Here is a 16604-nt window from a genome sequence, read left to right on the forward strand (position 1 = left end):
GTCACCGCCGACGGCGGCCGCGTTTGTCCGGCTCCGGCTCCGGGGCGGGTTCCTCGCCCCCGCGCCCGGTGATCCGCCCGAGCAGCCCCACACCGGGCAGCTTCGCCACCGCGCCGAACACGTCCTCGCCCAGGGAAATCATCGCTTCGAGTCGCGGCAACAACCGGTCGTAGGTGGCGAACACCGGATCGGCCAGCGCCAATGTCCGATCGAGCCGATCGATGGTGGTGTTGAGCCGATCGACCGCGATCGACAGGTTCTCCACCAGATCCGGCAACTGCGCAGCCAGCTGCGCCGAAGCGGGCGGCAACCGAACCGCCGCGTCGAACGCATACCCCGCGGTCTGCTGAGCGGCATCGATAGCCTGCCCCGCCGCGGTCTGCGCGGCCCCCACCGCCGCCTGCGCCGCCGACAACAAATCGGCCCCCGGCACCTTCCGCGCCTGCGCCGCCGGAGCAGCCTCCTGCGCGCGCCCCCGTTTCCTCGGGTTCGTCATAACACCACTGTGCCGCAAGGACGCCACAGACGCAGGGAAGGCGCACCCCACCACCTCGTGTCACACCCGAGCTCCGCCCCTCCCACACTCTTCCAAGGCACACCGCCATCTCGAACCCGCCACGACCCCGCACCCCCCAACCACACCGCTCACCCCAAGACCGCCATGACCGCATTCCCAACCCCGCACTCCCGACCCCTGGGGAGGGACGGCCACGAAGTGGCCGGTCCGCGGCCGGGTCGCCGGTTAGCGCTCGAAAGCGCTGAGCCGAAGGCTCTAGTCTCGAGCGCTAACCGGCGGCCCCTTGGGGCCGCGGACACGCGCGCGCCAGCGCGCCAATAAACACTGTCGGACCTTCATGACATCATGCGAGCACCATGGAACTACGCAAGGGTGCGCACGCGCCGGTCCCGACATCGCTTCTCGCCGTGGTCGTTTCATGGCGGTCGGCGCATGCCGTAGACGCGCATGCCCTGCTGGTCACCGAGTCGGGTCTAGTCCGTGCTGACCGGGACTTCGTCTTCTTCAACGCACCCCGCCACGCCTCCCAGGCGGTGACCCTGGACCAGGAGCCCGCCCCGGGGACCGCGCGACTGAGCATTTCGCTACCCCGCACCGAACCCGATGTGGCGCGCATCGTCGTCAGCGCGTCTCTCGACGACGCCACCTTCGACCAGCTTCCCGACCTCACCTTGACCGTGCACGCCGCCGACGGCCCGATCGCCCAGTTCACCATCGACGGCATCGAAGACGTGCAGGCGATGATGTTCGGCGAGTTCTACCGCCGCGACGGCCAGTGGCGGTTCCGTGCGATCGGCCAGGGCTGGTCCGGTGGGCTGGCCGGCCTGGCCGGTGAATTCGGGGTCACGGTGGACGAACCCGCCAGCGGACGCCCCGGCATCACACCCGACGACAGCTCGCGGGTGCCCGCGCGACCGAATCGGGCATCATCCGCCGACGCCGCGCGCACCGCCGATCGCGCACGATTCGCGAGTGTGCCGCCACGACACGACACGTCGACGTCTGCCGCCGATCTGCCCGACGCCGGCCACCGGGCGAACCGGTCGTCTCCCGGGTCTCCGAATCCAGCCGCGTCGCGGCACGACGGACCGACGTCGGCGCGCCCACCGGCCCTGTCCCGCCGCGTCATCGACGTGCCGCCCCCGCCGCCGGTCGACCCGGAGATCGCCGACTGGCACCCCGACCCGGAAACCCCCGATCAGCTCCGCTGGTGGGACGGCGACGAGTGGACCACCAGCGTCCATCCGCACATCCACGATCACCGAACCCGCTGCACCCGCTGCGGCAATCCGTTGCGGCGCAAGCTGTTCGGTGGTCACGGACCGTGCAAGAACTGTGCCGACGAGATCGAGGAATTCCTCACCCACTGGCGCAACCGAGCCAGGCGCGTCCTGGCGAGCACCGGCACGATGTCGGAGGAATGGACCGAGGTGTGGGCCGCCCTGCGCTTCCAGCGCATCGACGAGGAGCGCGGCCGAACACTACTGCGCGAGGCGGGCCTGACCCAGGTCGAGCGAATGGTCGCCTTCGCCTTCGCTGACGGTGAGGTGTTCGCCGACGAACTGGATGCCTTCGAACACGTCGTCAGCGAGCTGGCACTGTCCGGCGGCATCGTCGACGATCTGCGCCGCCGAATGCATCGCGGCCGCACCCTCTCCCGCTTGCGGGCCGGCGAACTGCCCACCGTCAACACCCCCGGCCTGCACCTGGACCCCGACGAGCGCGTCCACCTCGACCTGCCCGCCGTCCACATCCGCATGCTCGCCCGGGGCCCACGCAACACCGAGGGCCGGCTCATCGGCAGCTCCAAGAAGCTGCGCTTCGTCGGCGACGGCACCGGCATCGAGCTGCCGTGGAACCGGGTGGTGTCGGTGCATCCCGAGCACGGCACGGTCGTGCTCGCGGCGACCTCAGCACGCGGCGGCGCGACCTTCGGCGTCACCGACCCCGACTATGTGGCGGCGGCGCTGGAAGGTGCGCTGCGCGTGTCGAAACGCCTGGTCCTGACACCGGGGCAGCGCGACAGCCGCAGCATCCCCCAGGATGTGAAAGCCCAGGTGTGGCAGCGCGACGGCGGCGCGTGCGTCGAATGCGGCGACGGCCACTACCTGGAATTCGACCACATCATCCCGCTCAGCCGCGGTGGTGCGACGAGCGCGACGAACCTGCAGATCCTGTGCCGGGCCTGCAATCGCGCCAAGGGCGCGCGGATCTAGCCGAGGATCGCGTTCATGATGGTGCCGCCACTGGTGGCGACCACACCGCCGATCATGGCGCCCGCGATCATCTTCGGCGACTCCATCGCGCTACCGTTCCACTTCTCCCAGGCGAACTTTCCGCCGGCGACGGTGATGGCGAGCACGCCCGACAGGATCATGAACCAGGTCAAGTACTGGACCATTTGCATGATCTTGTCCGACAGCGGAGGCGCTTGCGGCGACGGGTTGCCGATCTGCGCGTACGTGGTGATGGTGTCGGCCATCGACGTCAGAATGATGCTCATAGCCTGCTCCCCTATCGCGTGACGCGAACTGCGTTCCAGCCCTGCCGTATTCGATCGTGGTCCAGGATACGGGCGCGAACCCCCTGCACACCAACAAAACCGATCGGTTCGGTCCAGATGGGCACCGACGCCGTCGCACATGACCGGATACCATCAGTGCAGAGTTCATCGTCGTTCCGTTCCTCCGAGCTACCGAGTGAGACCCCATGTTTCTGGCCGCCGTCACCGATACCTTGGCGCAGATCGGCAATCCGACCCCCGAAGCACCACCGCTCGCGGACAAGATCATGCAGATGGTCAGCTACTTGACCTGGTTCATCCTGCTGTCCGGCATCGTCGCCATCACTGTCGCCGGCGGAAAGTTCGCCTGGGAGAAATGGACCGGCGGCGCGATGCAGTCGCCGAAGATGGTCGCGGGCGCGATGATCGGCGGCGTCGTCGCCACCAGCGCGGGCACCATCATGAACGCGATGCTCTAGGTTTCCTGCTCCGCTCGGGACGGTCCGGGATCAGCCCGGGCCGCCTCGACCGGTCAGGAACGAATCGACCCGAGTCCTGTTGGGGATCAACAGAACTCGGGCCCCATGGTCTATCGAGTGTCGGCGCACAGCATCTACCTCCTGTCATCGCGCGGGTCGGGTCGGCTAGGTGTAGAGCCGGTCCACGAAGGCGTTCAGGTTTTCCACCACCCGCTCCGCCTTCTCTTCCGGCGTCAGATCCTCGCGATACCGGCTACCCATCGACGGCCGCTTCTTGTTGCGCGCGTACAGCGAGCAGGCCAGATCGGTGCACATGTAGCTGCCGACCGTATTCCCCTTGCGCCCCGACTCGCCCGTCTTGCTCGCGGTCATCAGCGAAACACCACCGCCGGAATGCGTGGTGAGGCAGATCGTGCACATCTGTGTCTTGCCCGACCCACCGGTCTCATGCCGCAATGCGACACTGACCAGCCCGTCCGCCCGCGGCACCGAGATATAACAGCGCCCCGCGTACGACGGGTCGGTCCACCCGAGGAAGTCGAGATCCTCCCAGGGGCGCTCACCCAGGTCACGCGGCACATTCAACCGCTTCGCGTCACCTTTCGAGCAGTTGACGAACGACGACCTGATGTCGCGTTCGGTAATCGGTTCCATGAGCTCGTCCTTTCAGTTTGCCGAACAGCAAACGGTAGACACGCTAACGATCCTCGCGACCAGCGACAACTCGATTTCTGACGAGGGTTGCCTACGCCGTCACGATCCCCGCGGCACGGGCGGCGCGCAGCCAGTCCGGGAATTCGCTGAGCAGGAGGCGGTAGAGCTCGGCGTCGTCGACCTTGTCGATGTCGGCGAGAGCGAAGAAGCCGGCGTTGTCGACGATGCGGCCGTCGAGTTCGTCGAGAGTTCGCAGGACGCCGAAATTGGCCGTGCCGAGGCCGATGAACTGCCAGAACGCGGGCAGGTGGGCGGCCTCGCGCATGAGAGCGGCGATCTCACGTCTTTTCGCGAAGCCGCCGTCGGTGAAGAACAGCACCAGCGTCGGCTCAGCGGTGAGGCTGTCGATGACCGCGCGCATGATGGGCAGTTCGTCGTTGCGGCCGCCGATCCCGTCGTAGTCGATGCCCTGGTGGGTGCCCTTGAGGTGCAGGTAGGTCCGCGCCCACTGCTCGCCGCCCGCCACGGTGATATCGGGCAGCTTCGCGTAGGTCAGCGCGTAGAGGTAGGCCTCCAGGGTGCCGTCGTCATCGAGCTGGGTGGCAACCGGGATCATCCGCTCGACGACCCGATGCACGGTCGCGCCGCTGTACATCTTCTGCATGCTGCCGGTCTTGTCGATGACCAGCACCACCCGCGCTCTGGCTCCGAAAGCGCCTTTGTCGATCAGCACCTTCGCGACGTCGCGTTTGCGCATGTCCAGCTTCTGCCGCTTCTCGAAAGACAGCGCCGCCTCCCCCGGCACGGTGCGAACTTCCGGCACCGCGACAACGCCCGGCTCGTCGTCGACGCTCACCCCATGATCGGTGACCAGGTCGGCGAACCCGCCCGCGTAGCCCTGCCCGACCGCGCGGACCTTCCACTGTTCGCCCCGGCGATACAGCTCGAGCGCGATCACCACCGACTCACGACCGAGCCCCTCGATCACATACTCGTGCAACACAGTCCCGGCACGATCAGCCACCGAAGCGACCGGAGACGCGGCACTTCCGAACGTATCGCCTTCTGCCGCAACGGTAATCACCGCGCGGATCTGCGCGATATCACCCGGCACGGCGCCCAGCGAAACCTCGAGTCCGGCACCGTTCAACCGGACACCCGGCGCCTGTGGCTGATTGAAGAAGACGAAGTCCGCGTCCGAGCGAACTTTCCCCGCATCGGTCACCAACAGTGCCGAGAGATCGGCCGCGACCCCGCCCCGAACAGACAGCACCACCTCCCCCGAATCCAAGCTCGCGTTCTGCCCTTTGACCAGCGCAGCAGCCATCGCCATCCCTCTCATCGCAGCCGTAATGCCCCACACCCTAGGCGAATACGGGCTAGATCCAGCCCTTCTCCCGAGCTTTGAGTGCGGCTTCGTAGCGATTGGACACGCCGAGCTTGGTCATGGCCGAGGACAGGTAGTTGCGGGTGGTGCCGGGCGAGAGGTGTGCGCGTTTGGCGATGTCCTCCACGGAGGCACCGTCGGCGGCGAATTCGAGGACGTCGGCCTCGCGGGCGGTGAGGACGGTATCCCCCGCGCTGATGGCTTCGGCCGCGAGTTCGGGATCGACGTATCGGCCACCGTTGTGCACCGACCGGATAACCTCAGCCAGCGTCGCCGCCGAGGTCGTCTTGGGCAAGAAACCTCGCACACCCGCGGCGAGCGCGCGCTTGAGATAGCCGGGCCTGCCATGGCTGGTGACGATCAAAGTCCCTGCGCCAGGGGTGATTCGGAGCAGTTCGACCGCGGTGTCGATGCCGTCGATGCCCGGCATCTGCAGATCGATGACGGCGACCGCGACCGGCTCACCACCCTCGGCCCGACGGCGCCACGCGGCGAGGAGCTCGGCGCCGGAGCCCACGTGGGCGACGACATCGAGATCGGGCTCCAGCCCGAGCATCGTCGCCATGGCGGCGCGGATGAGAGTTTCGTCGTCGGCGAGGAGTACGGGAATCACTGATTCTCCCAATGGATTTCGAGGATGAACTCGTCGCCGGAGGTGGCGATGTCGAGGGTCGCGCCGACCGCGGCGAGGCGTTCGCCGAGCCCACGCAGCCCGGATCGTTCACCGATCGAACGCTGCGGACGATCGTTGCGCAGCGACATGCCTGACGCGCCGAGTGTGAGAGTCGCGGTCGTCGCTGCCGAGTGCTCGACGATATTCGTGGTGCCTTCACGGACCACCCAGGCCGCGACCTCATGGAATGCCGCGGGCACCTTGGCCGCGTCACCCTCGACGACGAGTTCGCACCCCGCCGCCGACAGCAGTGATCGTGCCCCAGCCACCTCCCCGCGCAGGTCGATATTGCGGTAGCCGCGCACCAGGGTGCGCATCTGTCCCATCGATTCGACCGCAAGCGTTCTGACCTCTTCCATCTCCACGGTCGCCCGATCGCGGTCGCCTGCTCGTGACAGCGCCACCGCCAGTTCACTTTTCACCGCGATGGCGGAGAACCCGCGGCCGACGACATCGTGCAGGTCGCGAGAGAAACGCAGCCGTTCCTCGGCGACCTGCAGCTGCGCCTCGACCCCTTTGGTCCGCTCCAACTCGTCGATGATTCCCAGCGCCCACACGGTGAGCAGTGTCAACACGATCGCGAACGCCCCCGCGAGCAGCAGCGACGCGGTCCCCTGCAGTCCGGCCACCAGCGGCGCTCCCAGCACCGGCGGGGTAATCACACTGAGGCCGATCAGAATCCACCACTTGTGCCTGGCGAACGCGACGACGGAGAAGATCGTCAGCAAGGCCGCGGACACACCGACAACGCGTGCGCTGACGACAGTCGACTCGCCGCCGGCGAGGTGGGCAACGACTCCGCTGACCACCCAGAGCGCGGCCAGGACCGCGGTGGCGAGCGGCAGCATCCGCGGCCGTGCCACCACACCGGGGACGGTCGCGAAAGCGGGTTGCGCCTCCACCGCGACCATCGCCGCGATGCCGGCGACGACGATCATGAGCACCGCCACCACCGAGCCCGCGGAGACCGCCAACGCGGCTGCCAGACCGGCGATGGCCGCCTGGAACGTGAGCCGCGAGTAGAGCCGGTACTTGGCCGACCCCGACAGCTCATGCCACCAGGCGGTCGCGCGCATCACCCGCGGTCGTCCCAGCGGAAGCTCTTGCGGGTCAGCACGAGCGCGAGAACGGTCCATAGCGCCAGTGTCGCAAACGGCCGGCCGGATTCGATGACGGTGTCCGCGAAGCTGAGGGCGGCGTCGGATTCGGCGACCGCCGACAGCTTGCCCGCCGTGCCGAGGGAGATGAGATCGGAGACGGCGGCGAAGGGAGTCCAGTCGGCCACCTGCGCCAGCCGGTCGGGCAGCACGGTGCGGATGGAGGCCATGCCGAGCATCGCGATGATCATCACCGGCAGCGAGGTGATCTGCGCGGCCTCGGCGTTCTTGGTGTACGCGCTGGTCGCCAGGGCAAGCAGCGAGAACAGCACCGTCCCGCCGATCAGAGCCACGGCGATCGCGAGGGGGTTGACGGGGGCGGGTGTGCCGGTGCCGTAGACCACCACGGTGACGACAGCGGTGCACGCGAGGGTCATGATGGCGCCGGGTATGGCCGGGGCGAGCTGGATCTGCCAGTCGGCGGCCTCACCTGTGCGCAGCCGTTTCAGCACACCTTCGCTGCGGCGAGTGGTCACCATCGAGAGCACCGAGTAGTACTGGACGAACAGCAGGGCGAGCAGCGCGAGCATTTCGAAGGCCACCGCCGCCATCGCCGTTGTCGGCTCGGCGTCCTTGCGGGCAATGAGGAAGGTGACCAACGGAATTCCGATCGGGAACACCGTGGCCATGTAGACAAGGGTCTTGTTGCGCCGGAACTGCAGCCACTCGGCCTTGGCGAGAGCGGTGAGTGGTCGGCGGCGAAATCCGCCGGCGGGCAGGGTGGTAGTCATCGTGCTCCGATCAGGGTGGGAGTGGTTGCCTCGGCGATATCGAGAAAGACCGATTCCAGCGATGCGGCACGCGCCTCGAGTCCGGTCAACCGCACGCCTGCTTCGCGTGCCCAGCCGAGCAGTTCGAACAGGTGGCCCTGTAAATCATTGGTGCTGATGGTGACTCGCGCGTGTGCGTCGACGCGGGCGCCGCGAAACTGCGGCACGGGCAGTCCGGGGTGGTCGAAGGCGATGCGCGCCGGGTGGTCCTCGACGATGTCGCGCAGCGTGCCCCTACGGGCGATCGCCCCCTTGTGCATGATCGCGATCTGATCGGCGAGTGCTTCGGCCTCGTCCAGATAGTGCGTGGTGAGAACCATCGTCACCCCCGATGCTTTGAGGTCGGCGAGCAATTGCCAGGTCCCACGCCGGCTTTCCGGATCGAGGCCGGTGGTCGGTTCGTCCAGGAACAGCAAGCGCGGTTGTCCGAGCAGGGCGCACGCCAGATCGACGCGGCGCTGCTCACCACCCGACAGCGAGCCGACCCGCACGCCCGCGCGATCGGTCAGGCCGACCTGCGCCAGCACGGCGTCCGCGGTGGTCGGATCGGTGCACGTCCCGCGCCACATTTCGAGGGTCTCGGCGACGGTCAGCTCGGCGGGCAGCCCACCGGACTGCAACATGATGCCGACCCTCGGGCGGACCTGGTCGCGCTGCCGGAGCGGGTCGAGCCCGAAGACTTCGACCTCGCCCGCCGACGGGGCGATGAGCCCTTCCAGCATGTCGAGCGTCGAAGTCTTACCCGCGCCGTTCGTCCCGAGCAGCGCGAACACCTCCCCCTCGTGCACCTCGAGGTCGACACCTTTGACGGCTTCGAATGCGTCGTCGCCGCGGCCGTATGTGCGGCGCAGCCCGCGTGCGGTGATGACGTCTGTGTTTCTCATGCCCTCTACGGTGGTCGACGCGGGGCGTCACCAGTAGTAAGCGCAGTCACCGATCCGCGATGGGAATCGCACGGGTCGGGCATGACAAAAGTCATCGCTGCTTGTTCGTGCGCAGGAGCGCAATGCCGTAGGCGACGAACCAGACCGCCCACAGCAGCCAACCGGACAAGCCGATGAGACCGAGTGGGCCGTCGTGGTCGATAATCAGGGGCGCGATGCTGGCTGCGGTGAATTGCAATGCGGCAGCAAGGAATCCGATGACGGCGTGCCATGTCTTCACCAGACCGCCGTGCCGACCGGCGATGGTCAGGCCGACCAGCGCTGTCGCGAGGAAGGTGCCGTTCAGCGCGAGCAGGGCGTCTTGCAGCGCCCACAGCGCCGCACCTTCCCCACTCGAAGCGCCCAGGGCATAGCGTATTCCGACGATCACGGTGAAAGTCGCATTCTGCAAGAGCAATCCGGCGAAGCCGACCAGCGACCATCCTGTGCCCGCCGTCCGCTCGGCCGGGCGCAGCGCCGCCAGCACGCCTGCGCCGAACAGCACGGCACAGAACCATCCCAGCGGTACCGGGGCCATCGCCAGCGCGACGAGGTCACGGTGGTCGACGAAGAACGCGACTGCTGTGCGAGAGTCGGTACCCGGCTTCGGCAGTCCCGCTGGTGCCAAGATCAGGTTGGCCCCCAGGATGACCAGCGCGAACCCGATGCCGGCGAACCCCGCGGCCCGCTGAAACCGCACACCGCTCGACAGATTAGATTTACCACTCATATTTTGAATATAGGTACCGTAAAACGAAAGGGGAAACCCCCGATGGCGACCGACCCACCCCGCCGCCGCTACGACTCGCTTCGCCGCAGTCTGCAAGCCCAGGCGACCAGCACCGAGATCGCCCAGGCCGCCCGCCGCCTCTTCGTGGAGCAAGGCTGGGCGGCGACTACAGTCCGCGACGTGGCTCGCGAAGCAGGCGTCTCCGCCCCCACCGTCTACTCTGCCTACGGCAATAAAACCGGCCTCATCCAGGCAATAGTCGACGCCGCCGACCTCTCCGCCGACGCCCCCCGAATGCTCGACACGCTGGAATCCGCCGCAGGCGACCCGCGCGCGCAACTGGCCGCCATGGCCGCCTACGACCGCCGCCTCTACGAACGGGCCGCCGACGTGATCGCCCTGATCCGCGAAGCAGGCCGCACCGAACCCGCCCTGGCCACCACCTACAGCGACGCCCGCCACCGGGCCGACCGAACCCGCATCGAGGTCTTCACCTCATGGCCCCCCGGCACTCTCCGCGAAGACCTCCCCACCTCGGTCGACATCTACGCGGCCCTCTGCACCATCGATGTCTACACGACCCTCACCACCGAACGGGGCTGGTCCCCCGACCGAGTCGAATCCTGGTGGACCACAACCCTTGCCCGCGAATTGCTCGCTTGACTATTCACCCTCCGCCGACCGAGAATTCATCTACTATAGGCCGTAGTAGACCGAACACTGGAGGGGCAGTGAGTGATCCGAACCATGCCGATCCGGGCAAGAGGTCGTTGGTGGCACGACTGGTGGAATCGTGCTCCCAATTCGTGAACAAGCGCGGCATCTACCTGGGCCGTCGGTCGACGAAACTCCATGTGGCCCTGTACCGCCGGACCGGCGGCCGACTGGGTGGGCGCATGCCCGGCTGGCCCGGTGCCCGAATCCTGCTCCTCGACCACGTCGGCGCCAGGACCGGCACCCACCGAACATCACCCTTGATGTAGTCATCGCCATAGCCGCATCCAAAGCCGGCCAACCAACCCACCCAGCCTGGTTTCACAACCTGAAAGCCAACCCGGGCACCATGATCCGAATCGGCCATCGGTCGCACCCCGTCCGAGCCCGCGTAGCAACCGATGAGGAACGAAACCTACTGTGGCCGGAGTTCATCGAGTTCTTCCCGAGCTACGACTTCTACCAACGCAACGCAGGCAACCGCAGAATCCCGATCGTGATCCTCACGCCGCGCGGGTGACTGCACCACCATCACTCCGACAGCGTTGACGGGCGCTTCGAGGTCGGCGCTGAGTAGGTTGTCTGATTCCTCGCGCATCACGTAGTCACCGTAGCGCTCCGGCTGACGAATATGATCTGGCGTAGGTGTTCTCGTCATTGACGGTGATCACGTCGCAGGTTCGGACGAGGACACCCGGCAGTTCGGTGCCGAGGTGCGCGAGGTGGGGCGTGAAGACAGCATCGGCAGCGGTCCGGTGAGCAGTAGCGATCAGTCGGGTGATCGGGTCTGGGGTTCTTGGGGTGAACACGATGGTTTTCGCGAGGTCGTAGCCGTATCGCATGGCCAGGGAGCGGATTCGGATCTCGTCCCAGTTCTGTGCTGTTCCGGAGATGTCGGATCGCAGGTATCCGATGGCGATGGGTTTCATCCGGCGAGTGCCGACCGGGGAACGTCGAGCATGGCTTGGCCGGTTGGGGTGTTGGTGTAGGCGTGGCCGCAGGTCGACAGTTCCCAGGCTTGACGGTGGGTGACTTGGCGGAGTAAGCCGTTGAGATGGAGGGTGCGTAGTGCTCGTCTCGTTCGGCGGATGGAAAGTGCTGTGTTATCGGCTATCTGGCGATCGGTGAGTTGCCCGCCAGGCTGCAGGATTCGGAGGACGAGTGCTTGGTCGAGCAACGTGGTCATCGACGTCTCCCGTCGGTCAGGTCTGTTCTCGGATACATGAGAGATGTTCGTCCGTAGATCACGTCGCCCCCTTGGCTGTTGGTCGTGCACGGTGATCTGACGGTATTGCTCCGAGTCGGGCACCTGAACTACGTCCGGGACATTTCAGCAGACATTTCAAAGGTGCTGGTATGTCCAGGAAATGCGCCGTATGGTTCGAGCATGGCCACCCGTTTGGAATCGGCGATGCTTCGTGCGCGACTGGATTCGGTTGCGCTAGCGGATGCTGTCGGTGTCGACGTGAAGACCGTCAACCGGTGGCTGTCCGGTCGTGTCCCGCATCGGCGCACGCGGGCGTTGGTCGCGCGGGTTCTTGATGAGACCGAAGATCTGTTGTGGCCGCAGACTCGCCCTGATCTCGCAGTGGGTGGGGCGGCGACTGCTGAGGTCCAGGGTACCTACGCTCATCGGGCAGATATTCCGAACGACCTGTGGACCTCGCTGATTCTCGGGGCCGACGAGCAGATCGACATCGTCGGCTATGCCTACCCGTTCGTGCTGGAACTGCTGCCGGATGCGGCGGACATTCTCGCCGCCAAGTGCCGCAACGGAACTCGCATCCGACTAGCGTTCGCGGATCCGGACTGCCCGCACGTGGTCGAGCGTGATGCGCTGGAACAGATGAACGGAACTCTTGCCGGCAGAATCCGCAACGCGCTGAACATGTTAGGTCCGCTGACCGATATGCCAGGTTGCGACATCGGTCTGCACACCAGCCATCTCTACAACTCGGTGTTCCGGTTCGACGACAAGATGATCGTGACGCCGTATCTCTTCCGTGCCCGCGGATATCAGCACCCGGCGCTCCATCTGCGGAAGCTGTCCCAGCACGGGATCTTCTCCTCGTTCGCCGAGCAATTCGAACAGATCTGGGGTTCGGCGACCCCCTATGCGCAAGGACTTTCGCATGAGCTCACGGCGTGACTACTACAAGGACCCGAGCGCCCCAAAGGCCACCAGCCTCGTGCCCGGCGGTTCTGTTCTGGTCACGGACGGTTCCGGGCGAATCTTGATGCAGCGCAGGGGCGATTCCGGGAATTGGTCGCTGCCAGGGGGTGCCATGGAGATCGGTGAAACCCTCGAAGAGTGTGCGGTTCGGGAGACGAAGGAGGAGACCGGACTCGATATCGAGATTACGGGTCTCTTGGGTATCTACACCGATCCGGAGCACGTCATCGAGTATGGGGACGGAGAGGTGCGGCAGGAGTTCGCCGTCACCTATCTCGGCCGGTTTTTGGGTGGCGAAATCACGATAAGTAGCGAATCGACTGAGGTTCGGTTTGTCGGTGCGGATGAGCTGGCCGAACTGCCGGTGCACCCCACCGTTCGGCTGCGGATCGGACACTTCGAGGAACACAGAGTGGTGCCGTACCTCGGTTGACAGTGGGCTGCGAGACGGTCAAAACAACGCGCGGAGCATCCTTCTCTTCCCCTGTGACCCTCGCTATTTCGGCACGATCGGCACCGAGATTCCCCAGCGCTCGATCGACGACCGGATCGTTGCCGCGGAACGTGGACAGGATTGCTGCGCTAGACCGTCTTGATCACGCCGCCATCAGCCAAATAGTCGGCGCCCGTGAGATTTCCGGAAACTGGAGAAGCGAGGAAGGTGACCAGCGCCGCAGTCTCACACGGTTCGGTCAGTCGGCCGGTGGTGATGCCCATTTGAGCGGGGGCCTGAGCGAGGAATTCATCAAGGGTGACCCCGTTTTGGGCGGCGACGTCTGCGGCATATCCGTCAGGGTCGGACCAGTTGCGGGTACGAGTAGGGCCCGGGGAGACGGTGAGGGCGCGGAGACCCTGCGCTCCGAACTCCTCGGCGAGAGCTTTGGTGAGGTTGTTCAGCGCGGCTTTCGCGGTGCCGTAGTCGACCGGGCGAAAGGCTGCACGGGCGCCGATCGACGAGATGTTGATGATCACGCCGCGCTGCCGGAGCAGGCTGGGTAGAGCTTGGCGGGTGACCCGGACCGTACTGAAGAGGTTGAGCTCGTACGTGCGCTCCCAAGCGTCGTCGGCGATGTCGAGGAAGCCGCCGACGTCGATACTCCCGGGGACCACGCCGCCGACGTTGTTGATCAGGAGATCGATCTCGCCGAGGATCGCGGTGGCACGTTCGATCAAGATTGCGGCCCCGCTCGGGGCGGCCAGATCGACGGCCACCGCGCTGACAGCGTGTTCGAGCTCGCGGAGTTCGGCGGTGACGGTGCGCGCGGCGGCAACCACGCGCACTCCTTCGGCGCTGAGTGCCCGGACGATTTCCAGGCCGATACCTTTGCTCGCTCCGGTGACGACGGCGGTCTTGCCGACGAGTTGCAGATCCACGATATCCCTTTCTTGAACTAAAGTTACAGAATTGAGGCAGCACACAACTCCAGCTGACGGTCGACAATTGAGCCGGTCAGTGGGCTACAGTGCGCGCATTGCCGTCTCGACCAATCCGGCGAGCCGGGCAGGACGCGGGTCGGCCTTCGCCAGCACCCGCATACCGTTGATAGTGGTCAACAAGAAGGTGGCGGCGGTTCGCGAGTCCAGGTCCGCGCTGAATTCCCCAGCGCGTTGCCCCTCCTCGACGGCACCCCGAAAAGCCTCGTGCTGGCGGTCGAAAATGCGCCGCACGAGCAGGCCGACATCGTCGTCGTCACCTAGTTCGATGGCAGTATTCGTGACCAGGCAACCGCCACGTTCGGAGTCGGCGCAGGCGGCGTCGAGGACCATGGTGAGCGCGGTATGCACTCGATCCCGCGGCGAGCCAGGGCCGTCGAGGAGATCGATCATCCGCGCAGCTTCTTTCGCCTGATAGAGGCGCAGCGACCGATCGAACAGATCACGCTTGCCCTCGAACGCGTTGTACAGACTGCCCCGGCCGATGCCGATCGCATCGAGGAGATCCTGCGGCGTGGTGCGGGCGAATCCCTTACGCCAGAACACCTCCATCGCTTTCGCGACCGCATCGTCGGGGTCAAAGCCTTTTGTCCGTGCCACGGGTCCGACCGTAGTTATTCTGTAACTGTAAGTCAAATACCTCGGCCGGTCCCCGCGGACATCCGCAAGACATGCGCCGATCAGCCCGTCCTGCCACCCATCGCCACTTGTTCCACCGGGTCTCGAAGGGTCGGAATTCAGCGGCGACGCAGGGAGGCGTCGAGCAGAGATGGTGGGGTGTCATGCTTTTCGTGCGGCGCGAGGTCGACGCCGGGGGCGACGATTGCATCGATGGCATCGAGCACCTCAGCCGACAATACGGTGTCGGCCGCGGCCAGTTGAGAGTGCAAGTGGTCCATGGTGCGTGGGCCGATGATCGCGCTGGTCACAGCCGGGTGGGCGGTGACGAAACCTAGTGCGAGTTGAATCAGAGTCAGGCCTGCCTGGTCGGCCACTTTGGCGAGTTGTTCGACGGCGGTCATCTTGGCATGATTGGCCGCGATGGCGGTGTCGTAGCGGTCAGGCATGAATGTTGAACGGCTGGTAGATATTTCACGGTCGGCACGGATCGCACCAGAGAGCCAACCCGAGGCCAGTGGGCTCCAGGCGAGCACGCCGAGGCCGTAGTCCTCGGTGACCGGCAGGACGTGGGTTTCGATGCCGCGCTGCAGGATCGAGTAGGCGGGCTGTTCGGTGACGTAGCGGCTCAGGTGGTGTTCTTTGGCGGCCCACTGCGCCTGCACGATGCGGTAGGCGGGAAACGTCGAGGATCCGAAGTAGCCGATCTTTCCTGCGCGCTGCAGATCGGTCAGCGCCGAGAGGGTTTCCTCGTCGCTGGTTTCGGGGTCCCAGCGGTGGATCTGATAGAGATCGACGTGGTCGACGCCGAGTCGGCGCAGGCTGTTGTCGAGCGCGGTGGTCAGCCAGCGGCGTGATCCGCCGCGATGGTTGCGCTCCTCGCCCATCGGCATGCTCGCCTTCGTTGCCAGCACGATGTCGTCGCGGCGGCCCGCGATGGCCTTACCGACCAGTTCCTCGGATTCGCCCTGGCCGTACATGTCGGCGGTATCGATGAGGTTGATGCCGCCGTCGATGGCGACGTCGATCATGGCGGTGACCTCGTCCTGCGTGGACTTTCCCAGCTTGCCGAAGTTCATCGCGCCGAGCACGAGCGTGCTGACCTGAACGCCGGTACGACCCAGAGTGCGGTACTGCATGGCGGTTCCTCCCAGATGAGCTTGGTTCGGCTCGCCGATTCTGGCATCCTCAACCAAGCGGAACGATGTTCCGCTAATCAACATACGGAACACTGTTCCGTTTGCCAAGAGGGAGGTTTCGCGACCGTGGTCGACAACCCGGCCGAGGCACCGCGCAAACGCGCCGACGCCCGGCGCAACCAGCAAGCGCTACTCGACGCCGCCGCGGCGGCTTTCATCGCCTCCGGCGTCGATGTCCCCGTCCGCGAGATCGCCACCAGGGCAGGCGTCGGCGTCGGCACCATCTACCGCCACTTCCCCACCCGAGCCGACCTCATCGTCGCCGTCTATCGCCACCAGGTCGAAGCATGCGCCGAAGCGGGCCCGGCCCTCCTGTCCACCCACAGCTCCCCCCACGCCGCACTCGGCGAGTGGATAACCCTCTTCACCGACTTCCTCACCACCAAACACGGCCTGGCCGAAGCACTTCAGTCCGACGCCACCACCTTCGAAACCCTGCACACCTACTTCCTCGACCGCCTGGTCCCCACCTGCGCCAACCTGCTCACCGCCGCCACCACCGCAGGCGAAATCCACCCCGGCACCGATCCCTACGAACTCCTCCGCGCCGCCGGCAACCTCTGCATCGGCGGCAGCACACCCCGCTACAACCCGCGCCGAATGGTCGCCCTACTCATCGCGGGGCTGAGCGCGAAGTCGACGCAACGAAACGAGCCCTAGACCATCCGATCTT

Annotated in this window: 22 protein-coding genes; 8 read left to right on the forward strand and 14 right to left on the reverse strand. The window is 65.9% G+C overall.

Translation table 11 applies throughout. The features are described from left to right. Window position 1: 1 nt before the first annotated feature. A complete protein-coding gene (locus ACFWO8_RS18510; RefSeq protein ID WP_378952245.1) occupies window positions 2-496 on the reverse strand; it encodes a hypothetical protein in 495 nt (164 codons plus the stop codon). Between the two features lie 377 nt (window positions 497-873). Between ACFWO8_RS18510 and ACFWO8_RS18515 the strand changes: the two genes are divergently transcribed. Next, window positions 874-2733, forward strand: coding sequence for a TerD family protein (locus tag ACFWO8_RS18515; protein WP_378952248.1), 1860 nt, complete (start codon window positions 874-876; stop codon window positions 2731-2733). Here ACFWO8_RS18515 and ACFWO8_RS18520 read toward each other — a convergent pair. Further along, complete coding sequence (locus ACFWO8_RS18520; protein WP_378952251.1) at window positions 2730-3020, reverse strand: hypothetical protein; 291 nt, start codon at window positions 3018-3020, stop codon at window positions 2730-2732. The genes ACFWO8_RS18515 and ACFWO8_RS18520 overlap by 4 nt on opposite strands. A 206-nt stretch (window positions 3021-3226) precedes the next feature. Between ACFWO8_RS18520 and ACFWO8_RS18525 the strand changes: the two genes are divergently transcribed. After that, window positions 3227-3499 (forward strand): hypothetical protein, encoded by a 273-nt coding sequence (locus tag ACFWO8_RS18525; protein WP_378952254.1) that lies wholly within the window; start codon window positions 3227-3229, stop codon window positions 3497-3499. Window positions 3500-3664: 165 nt separating this feature from the next. Here the strand turns inward: ACFWO8_RS18525 and ACFWO8_RS18530 are convergent, their stop codons facing one another. The 7 genes from ACFWO8_RS18530 to ACFWO8_RS18560 form a co-directional block, all read right to left on the reverse strand. Beyond that, a complete protein-coding gene (locus ACFWO8_RS18530) occupies window positions 3665-4153 on the reverse strand; it encodes an FBP domain-containing protein (protein ID WP_378952257.1) in 489 nt (162 codons plus the stop codon). A 91-nt stretch (window positions 4154-4244) separates the two neighbouring features. Continuing rightward, window positions 4245-5480 (reverse strand): VWA domain-containing protein, encoded by a 1236-nt coding sequence (locus tag ACFWO8_RS18535; protein WP_378952939.1) that lies wholly within the window; start codon window positions 5478-5480, stop codon window positions 4245-4247. Between the two features lie 52 nt (window positions 5481-5532). Continuing rightward, window positions 5533-6153, reverse strand: a complete 621-nt coding sequence (locus ACFWO8_RS18540) for a response regulator (RefSeq protein WP_378952260.1) — start codon at window positions 6151-6153, stop codon at window positions 5533-5535. Next, window positions 6150-7349 carry a sensor histidine kinase gene (locus ACFWO8_RS18545; RefSeq protein WP_378952263.1) on the reverse strand — a complete coding sequence of 400 codons (1200 nt, stop codon included), beginning with the start codon at window positions 7347-7349 and terminating at the stop codon, window positions 6150-6152. The genes ACFWO8_RS18540 and ACFWO8_RS18545 overlap by 4 nt, the downstream gene beginning before the upstream one ends. Further along, complete coding sequence (locus ACFWO8_RS18550) at window positions 7289-8101, reverse strand: ABC transporter permease (RefSeq protein ID WP_378952266.1); 813 nt, start codon at window positions 8099-8101, stop codon at window positions 7289-7291. Before ACFWO8_RS18550 ends, ACFWO8_RS18545 begins: the two co-directional genes overlap by 61 nt. Further along, complete coding sequence (locus tag ACFWO8_RS18555; RefSeq protein WP_378952269.1) at window positions 8098-9024, reverse strand: ABC transporter ATP-binding protein; 927 nt, start codon at window positions 9022-9024, stop codon at window positions 8098-8100. The genes ACFWO8_RS18550 and ACFWO8_RS18555 overlap by 4 nt, the downstream gene beginning before the upstream one ends. Window positions 9025-9115: 91 nt before the next feature. Then, window positions 9116-9793, reverse strand: a complete 678-nt coding sequence (locus tag ACFWO8_RS18560; RefSeq protein WP_378952272.1) for a hypothetical protein — start codon at window positions 9791-9793, stop codon at window positions 9116-9118. A gap of 42 nt (window positions 9794-9835) precedes the next feature. On the opposite strand from ACFWO8_RS18560, the gene ACFWO8_RS18565 reads away from it, so the two are divergent. From ACFWO8_RS18565 to ACFWO8_RS18575, 3 genes are all read left to right on the forward strand, one after another. Further along, window positions 9836-10456, forward strand: a complete 621-nt coding sequence (locus tag ACFWO8_RS18565; RefSeq protein WP_378952275.1) for a TetR/AcrR family transcriptional regulator — start codon at window positions 9836-9838, stop codon at window positions 10454-10456. Window positions 10457-10524: 68 nt separating this feature from the next. Continuing rightward, window positions 10525-10776 carry a nitroreductase/quinone reductase family protein gene (locus ACFWO8_RS18570; protein ID WP_378952278.1) on the forward strand — a complete coding sequence of 84 codons (252 nt, stop codon included), beginning with the start codon at window positions 10525-10527 and terminating at the stop codon, window positions 10774-10776. 59 nt (window positions 10777-10835) lie between these two features. After that, window positions 10836-11027 (forward strand): nitroreductase/quinone reductase family protein, encoded by a 192-nt coding sequence (locus tag ACFWO8_RS18575; protein WP_378952942.1) that lies wholly within the window; start codon window positions 10836-10838, stop codon window positions 11025-11027. Between the two features lie 85 nt (window positions 11028-11112). On the opposite strand, the gene ACFWO8_RS18580 is transcribed toward ACFWO8_RS18575, so the two are convergent. Both ACFWO8_RS18580 and ACFWO8_RS18585 read right to left on the reverse strand, forming a co-directional pair. Further along, window positions 11113-11436: a hypothetical protein gene (locus ACFWO8_RS18580; RefSeq protein WP_378952281.1), complete on the reverse strand. Its 324-nt coding sequence runs from the start codon at window positions 11434-11436 to the stop codon at window positions 11113-11115. Continuing rightward, window positions 11433-11693, reverse strand: coding sequence for a hypothetical protein (locus tag ACFWO8_RS18585; RefSeq protein WP_378952284.1), 261 nt, complete (start codon window positions 11691-11693; stop codon window positions 11433-11435). Before ACFWO8_RS18585 ends, ACFWO8_RS18580 begins: the two co-directional genes overlap by 4 nt. A gap of 84 nt (window positions 11694-11777) precedes the next feature. Here ACFWO8_RS18585 and ACFWO8_RS18590 point away from each other — a divergent pair, with 84 nt between their 5' ends. After that, on the forward strand, window positions 11778-12656 hold the full coding sequence (locus ACFWO8_RS18590) for an XRE family transcriptional regulator (protein WP_378952287.1): 879 nt from the start codon (window positions 11778-11780) through the stop codon (window positions 12654-12656). After that, the gene (locus tag ACFWO8_RS18595) at window positions 12640-13113 is read left to right on the forward strand and encodes an NUDIX domain-containing protein (RefSeq protein ID WP_378952945.1); all 474 of its coding nucleotides are present in this window, start codon (window positions 12640-12642) and stop codon (window positions 13111-13113) included. Before ACFWO8_RS18590 ends, ACFWO8_RS18595 begins: the two co-directional genes overlap by 17 nt. A gap of 149 nt (window positions 13114-13262) precedes the next feature. Here ACFWO8_RS18595 and ACFWO8_RS18600 read toward each other — a convergent pair whose 3' ends face one another. The 3 genes from ACFWO8_RS18600 to ACFWO8_RS18610 form a co-directional block, all read right to left on the reverse strand. Then, complete coding sequence (locus ACFWO8_RS18600) at window positions 13263-14054, reverse strand: SDR family oxidoreductase (protein WP_378952290.1); 792 nt, start codon at window positions 14052-14054, stop codon at window positions 13263-13265. 84 nt (window positions 14055-14138) lie between these two features. Continuing rightward, window positions 14139-14714 (reverse strand): TetR/AcrR family transcriptional regulator, encoded by a 576-nt coding sequence (locus ACFWO8_RS18605; RefSeq protein WP_378952293.1) that lies wholly within the window; start codon window positions 14712-14714, stop codon window positions 14139-14141. A 137-nt stretch (window positions 14715-14851) separates the two neighbouring features. Beyond that, entirely contained in the window at window positions 14852-15871 is a 1020-nt protein-coding gene (locus tag ACFWO8_RS18610; protein ID WP_378952298.1) for an aldo/keto reductase, read from the reverse strand. A gap of 126 nt (window positions 15872-15997) precedes the next feature. Between ACFWO8_RS18610 and ACFWO8_RS18615 the strand changes: the two genes are divergently transcribed. Then, window positions 15998-16591: a TetR/AcrR family transcriptional regulator gene (locus tag ACFWO8_RS18615; RefSeq protein ID WP_378952302.1), complete on the forward strand. Its 594-nt coding sequence runs from the start codon at window positions 15998-16000 to the stop codon at window positions 16589-16591. Window positions 16592-16604 lie beyond the last annotated feature (13 nt).

The organism is Nocardia sp. NPDC058480, assembly GCF_042720495.1.
Lineage (GTDB): Bacteria > Actinomycetota > Actinomycetes > Mycobacteriales > Mycobacteriaceae > Nocardia.

What these genes read in the sequence shown, in the direction of transcription:
- ACFWO8_RS18520 (WP_378952251.1), bottom strand. Translation starts at nt 3,020, where the DNA reads ATGAGCATCATTCTGACGTCGATGGCCGACACCATCACCACGTACGCG.
- ACFWO8_RS18510 (WP_378952245.1), bottom strand. Translation starts at nt 496, where the DNA reads ATGACGAACCCGAGGAAACGGGGGCGCGCGCAGGAGGCTGCTCCGGCG.
- ACFWO8_RS18530 (WP_378952257.1), bottom strand. Translation starts at nt 4,153, where the DNA reads ATGGAACCGATTACCGAACGCGACATCAGGTCGTCGTTCGTCAACTGC.
- ACFWO8_RS18610 (WP_378952298.1), bottom strand. Translation starts at nt 15,871, where the DNA reads ATGCAGTACCGCACTCTGGGTCGTACCGGCGTTCAGGTCAGCACGCTC.
- ACFWO8_RS18595 (WP_378952945.1), top strand. Translation starts at nt 12,640, where the DNA reads ATGAGCTCACGGCGTGACTACTACAAGGACCCGAGCGCCCCAAAGGCC.
- ACFWO8_RS18515 (WP_378952248.1), top strand. Translation starts at nt 874, where the DNA reads ATGGAACTACGCAAGGGTGCGCACGCGCCGGTCCCGACATCGCTTCTC.
- ACFWO8_RS18565 (WP_378952275.1), top strand. Translation starts at nt 9,836, where the DNA reads ATGGCGACCGACCCACCCCGCCGCCGCTACGACTCGCTTCGCCGCAGT.
- ACFWO8_RS18580 (WP_378952281.1), bottom strand. Translation starts at nt 11,436, where the DNA reads ATGAAACCCATCGCCATCGGATACCTGCGATCCGACATCTCCGGAACA.
- ACFWO8_RS18535 (WP_378952939.1), bottom strand. Translation starts at nt 5,480, where the DNA reads ATGGCTGCTGCGCTGGTCAAAGGGCAGAACGCGAGCTTGGATTCGGGG.
- ACFWO8_RS18525 (WP_378952254.1), top strand. Translation starts at nt 3,227, where the DNA reads ATGTTTCTGGCCGCCGTCACCGATACCTTGGCGCAGATCGGCAATCCG.
- ACFWO8_RS18545 (WP_378952263.1), bottom strand. Translation starts at nt 7,349, where the DNA reads ATGGACCGTTCTCGCGCTCGTGCTGACCCGCAAGAGCTTCCGCTGGGA.
- ACFWO8_RS18585 (WP_378952284.1), bottom strand. Translation starts at nt 11,693, where the DNA reads ATGACCACGTTGCTCGACCAAGCACTCGTCCTCCGAATCCTGCAGCCT.
- ACFWO8_RS18555 (WP_378952269.1), bottom strand. Translation starts at nt 9,024, where the DNA reads ATGAGAAACACAGACGTCATCACCGCACGCGGGCTGCGCCGCACATAC.
- ACFWO8_RS18550 (WP_378952266.1), bottom strand. Translation starts at nt 8,101, where the DNA reads ATGACTACCACCCTGCCCGCCGGCGGATTTCGCCGCCGACCACTCACC.
- ACFWO8_RS18560 (WP_378952272.1), bottom strand. Translation starts at nt 9,793, where the DNA reads ATGAGTGGTAAATCTAATCTGTCGAGCGGTGTGCGGTTTCAGCGGGCC.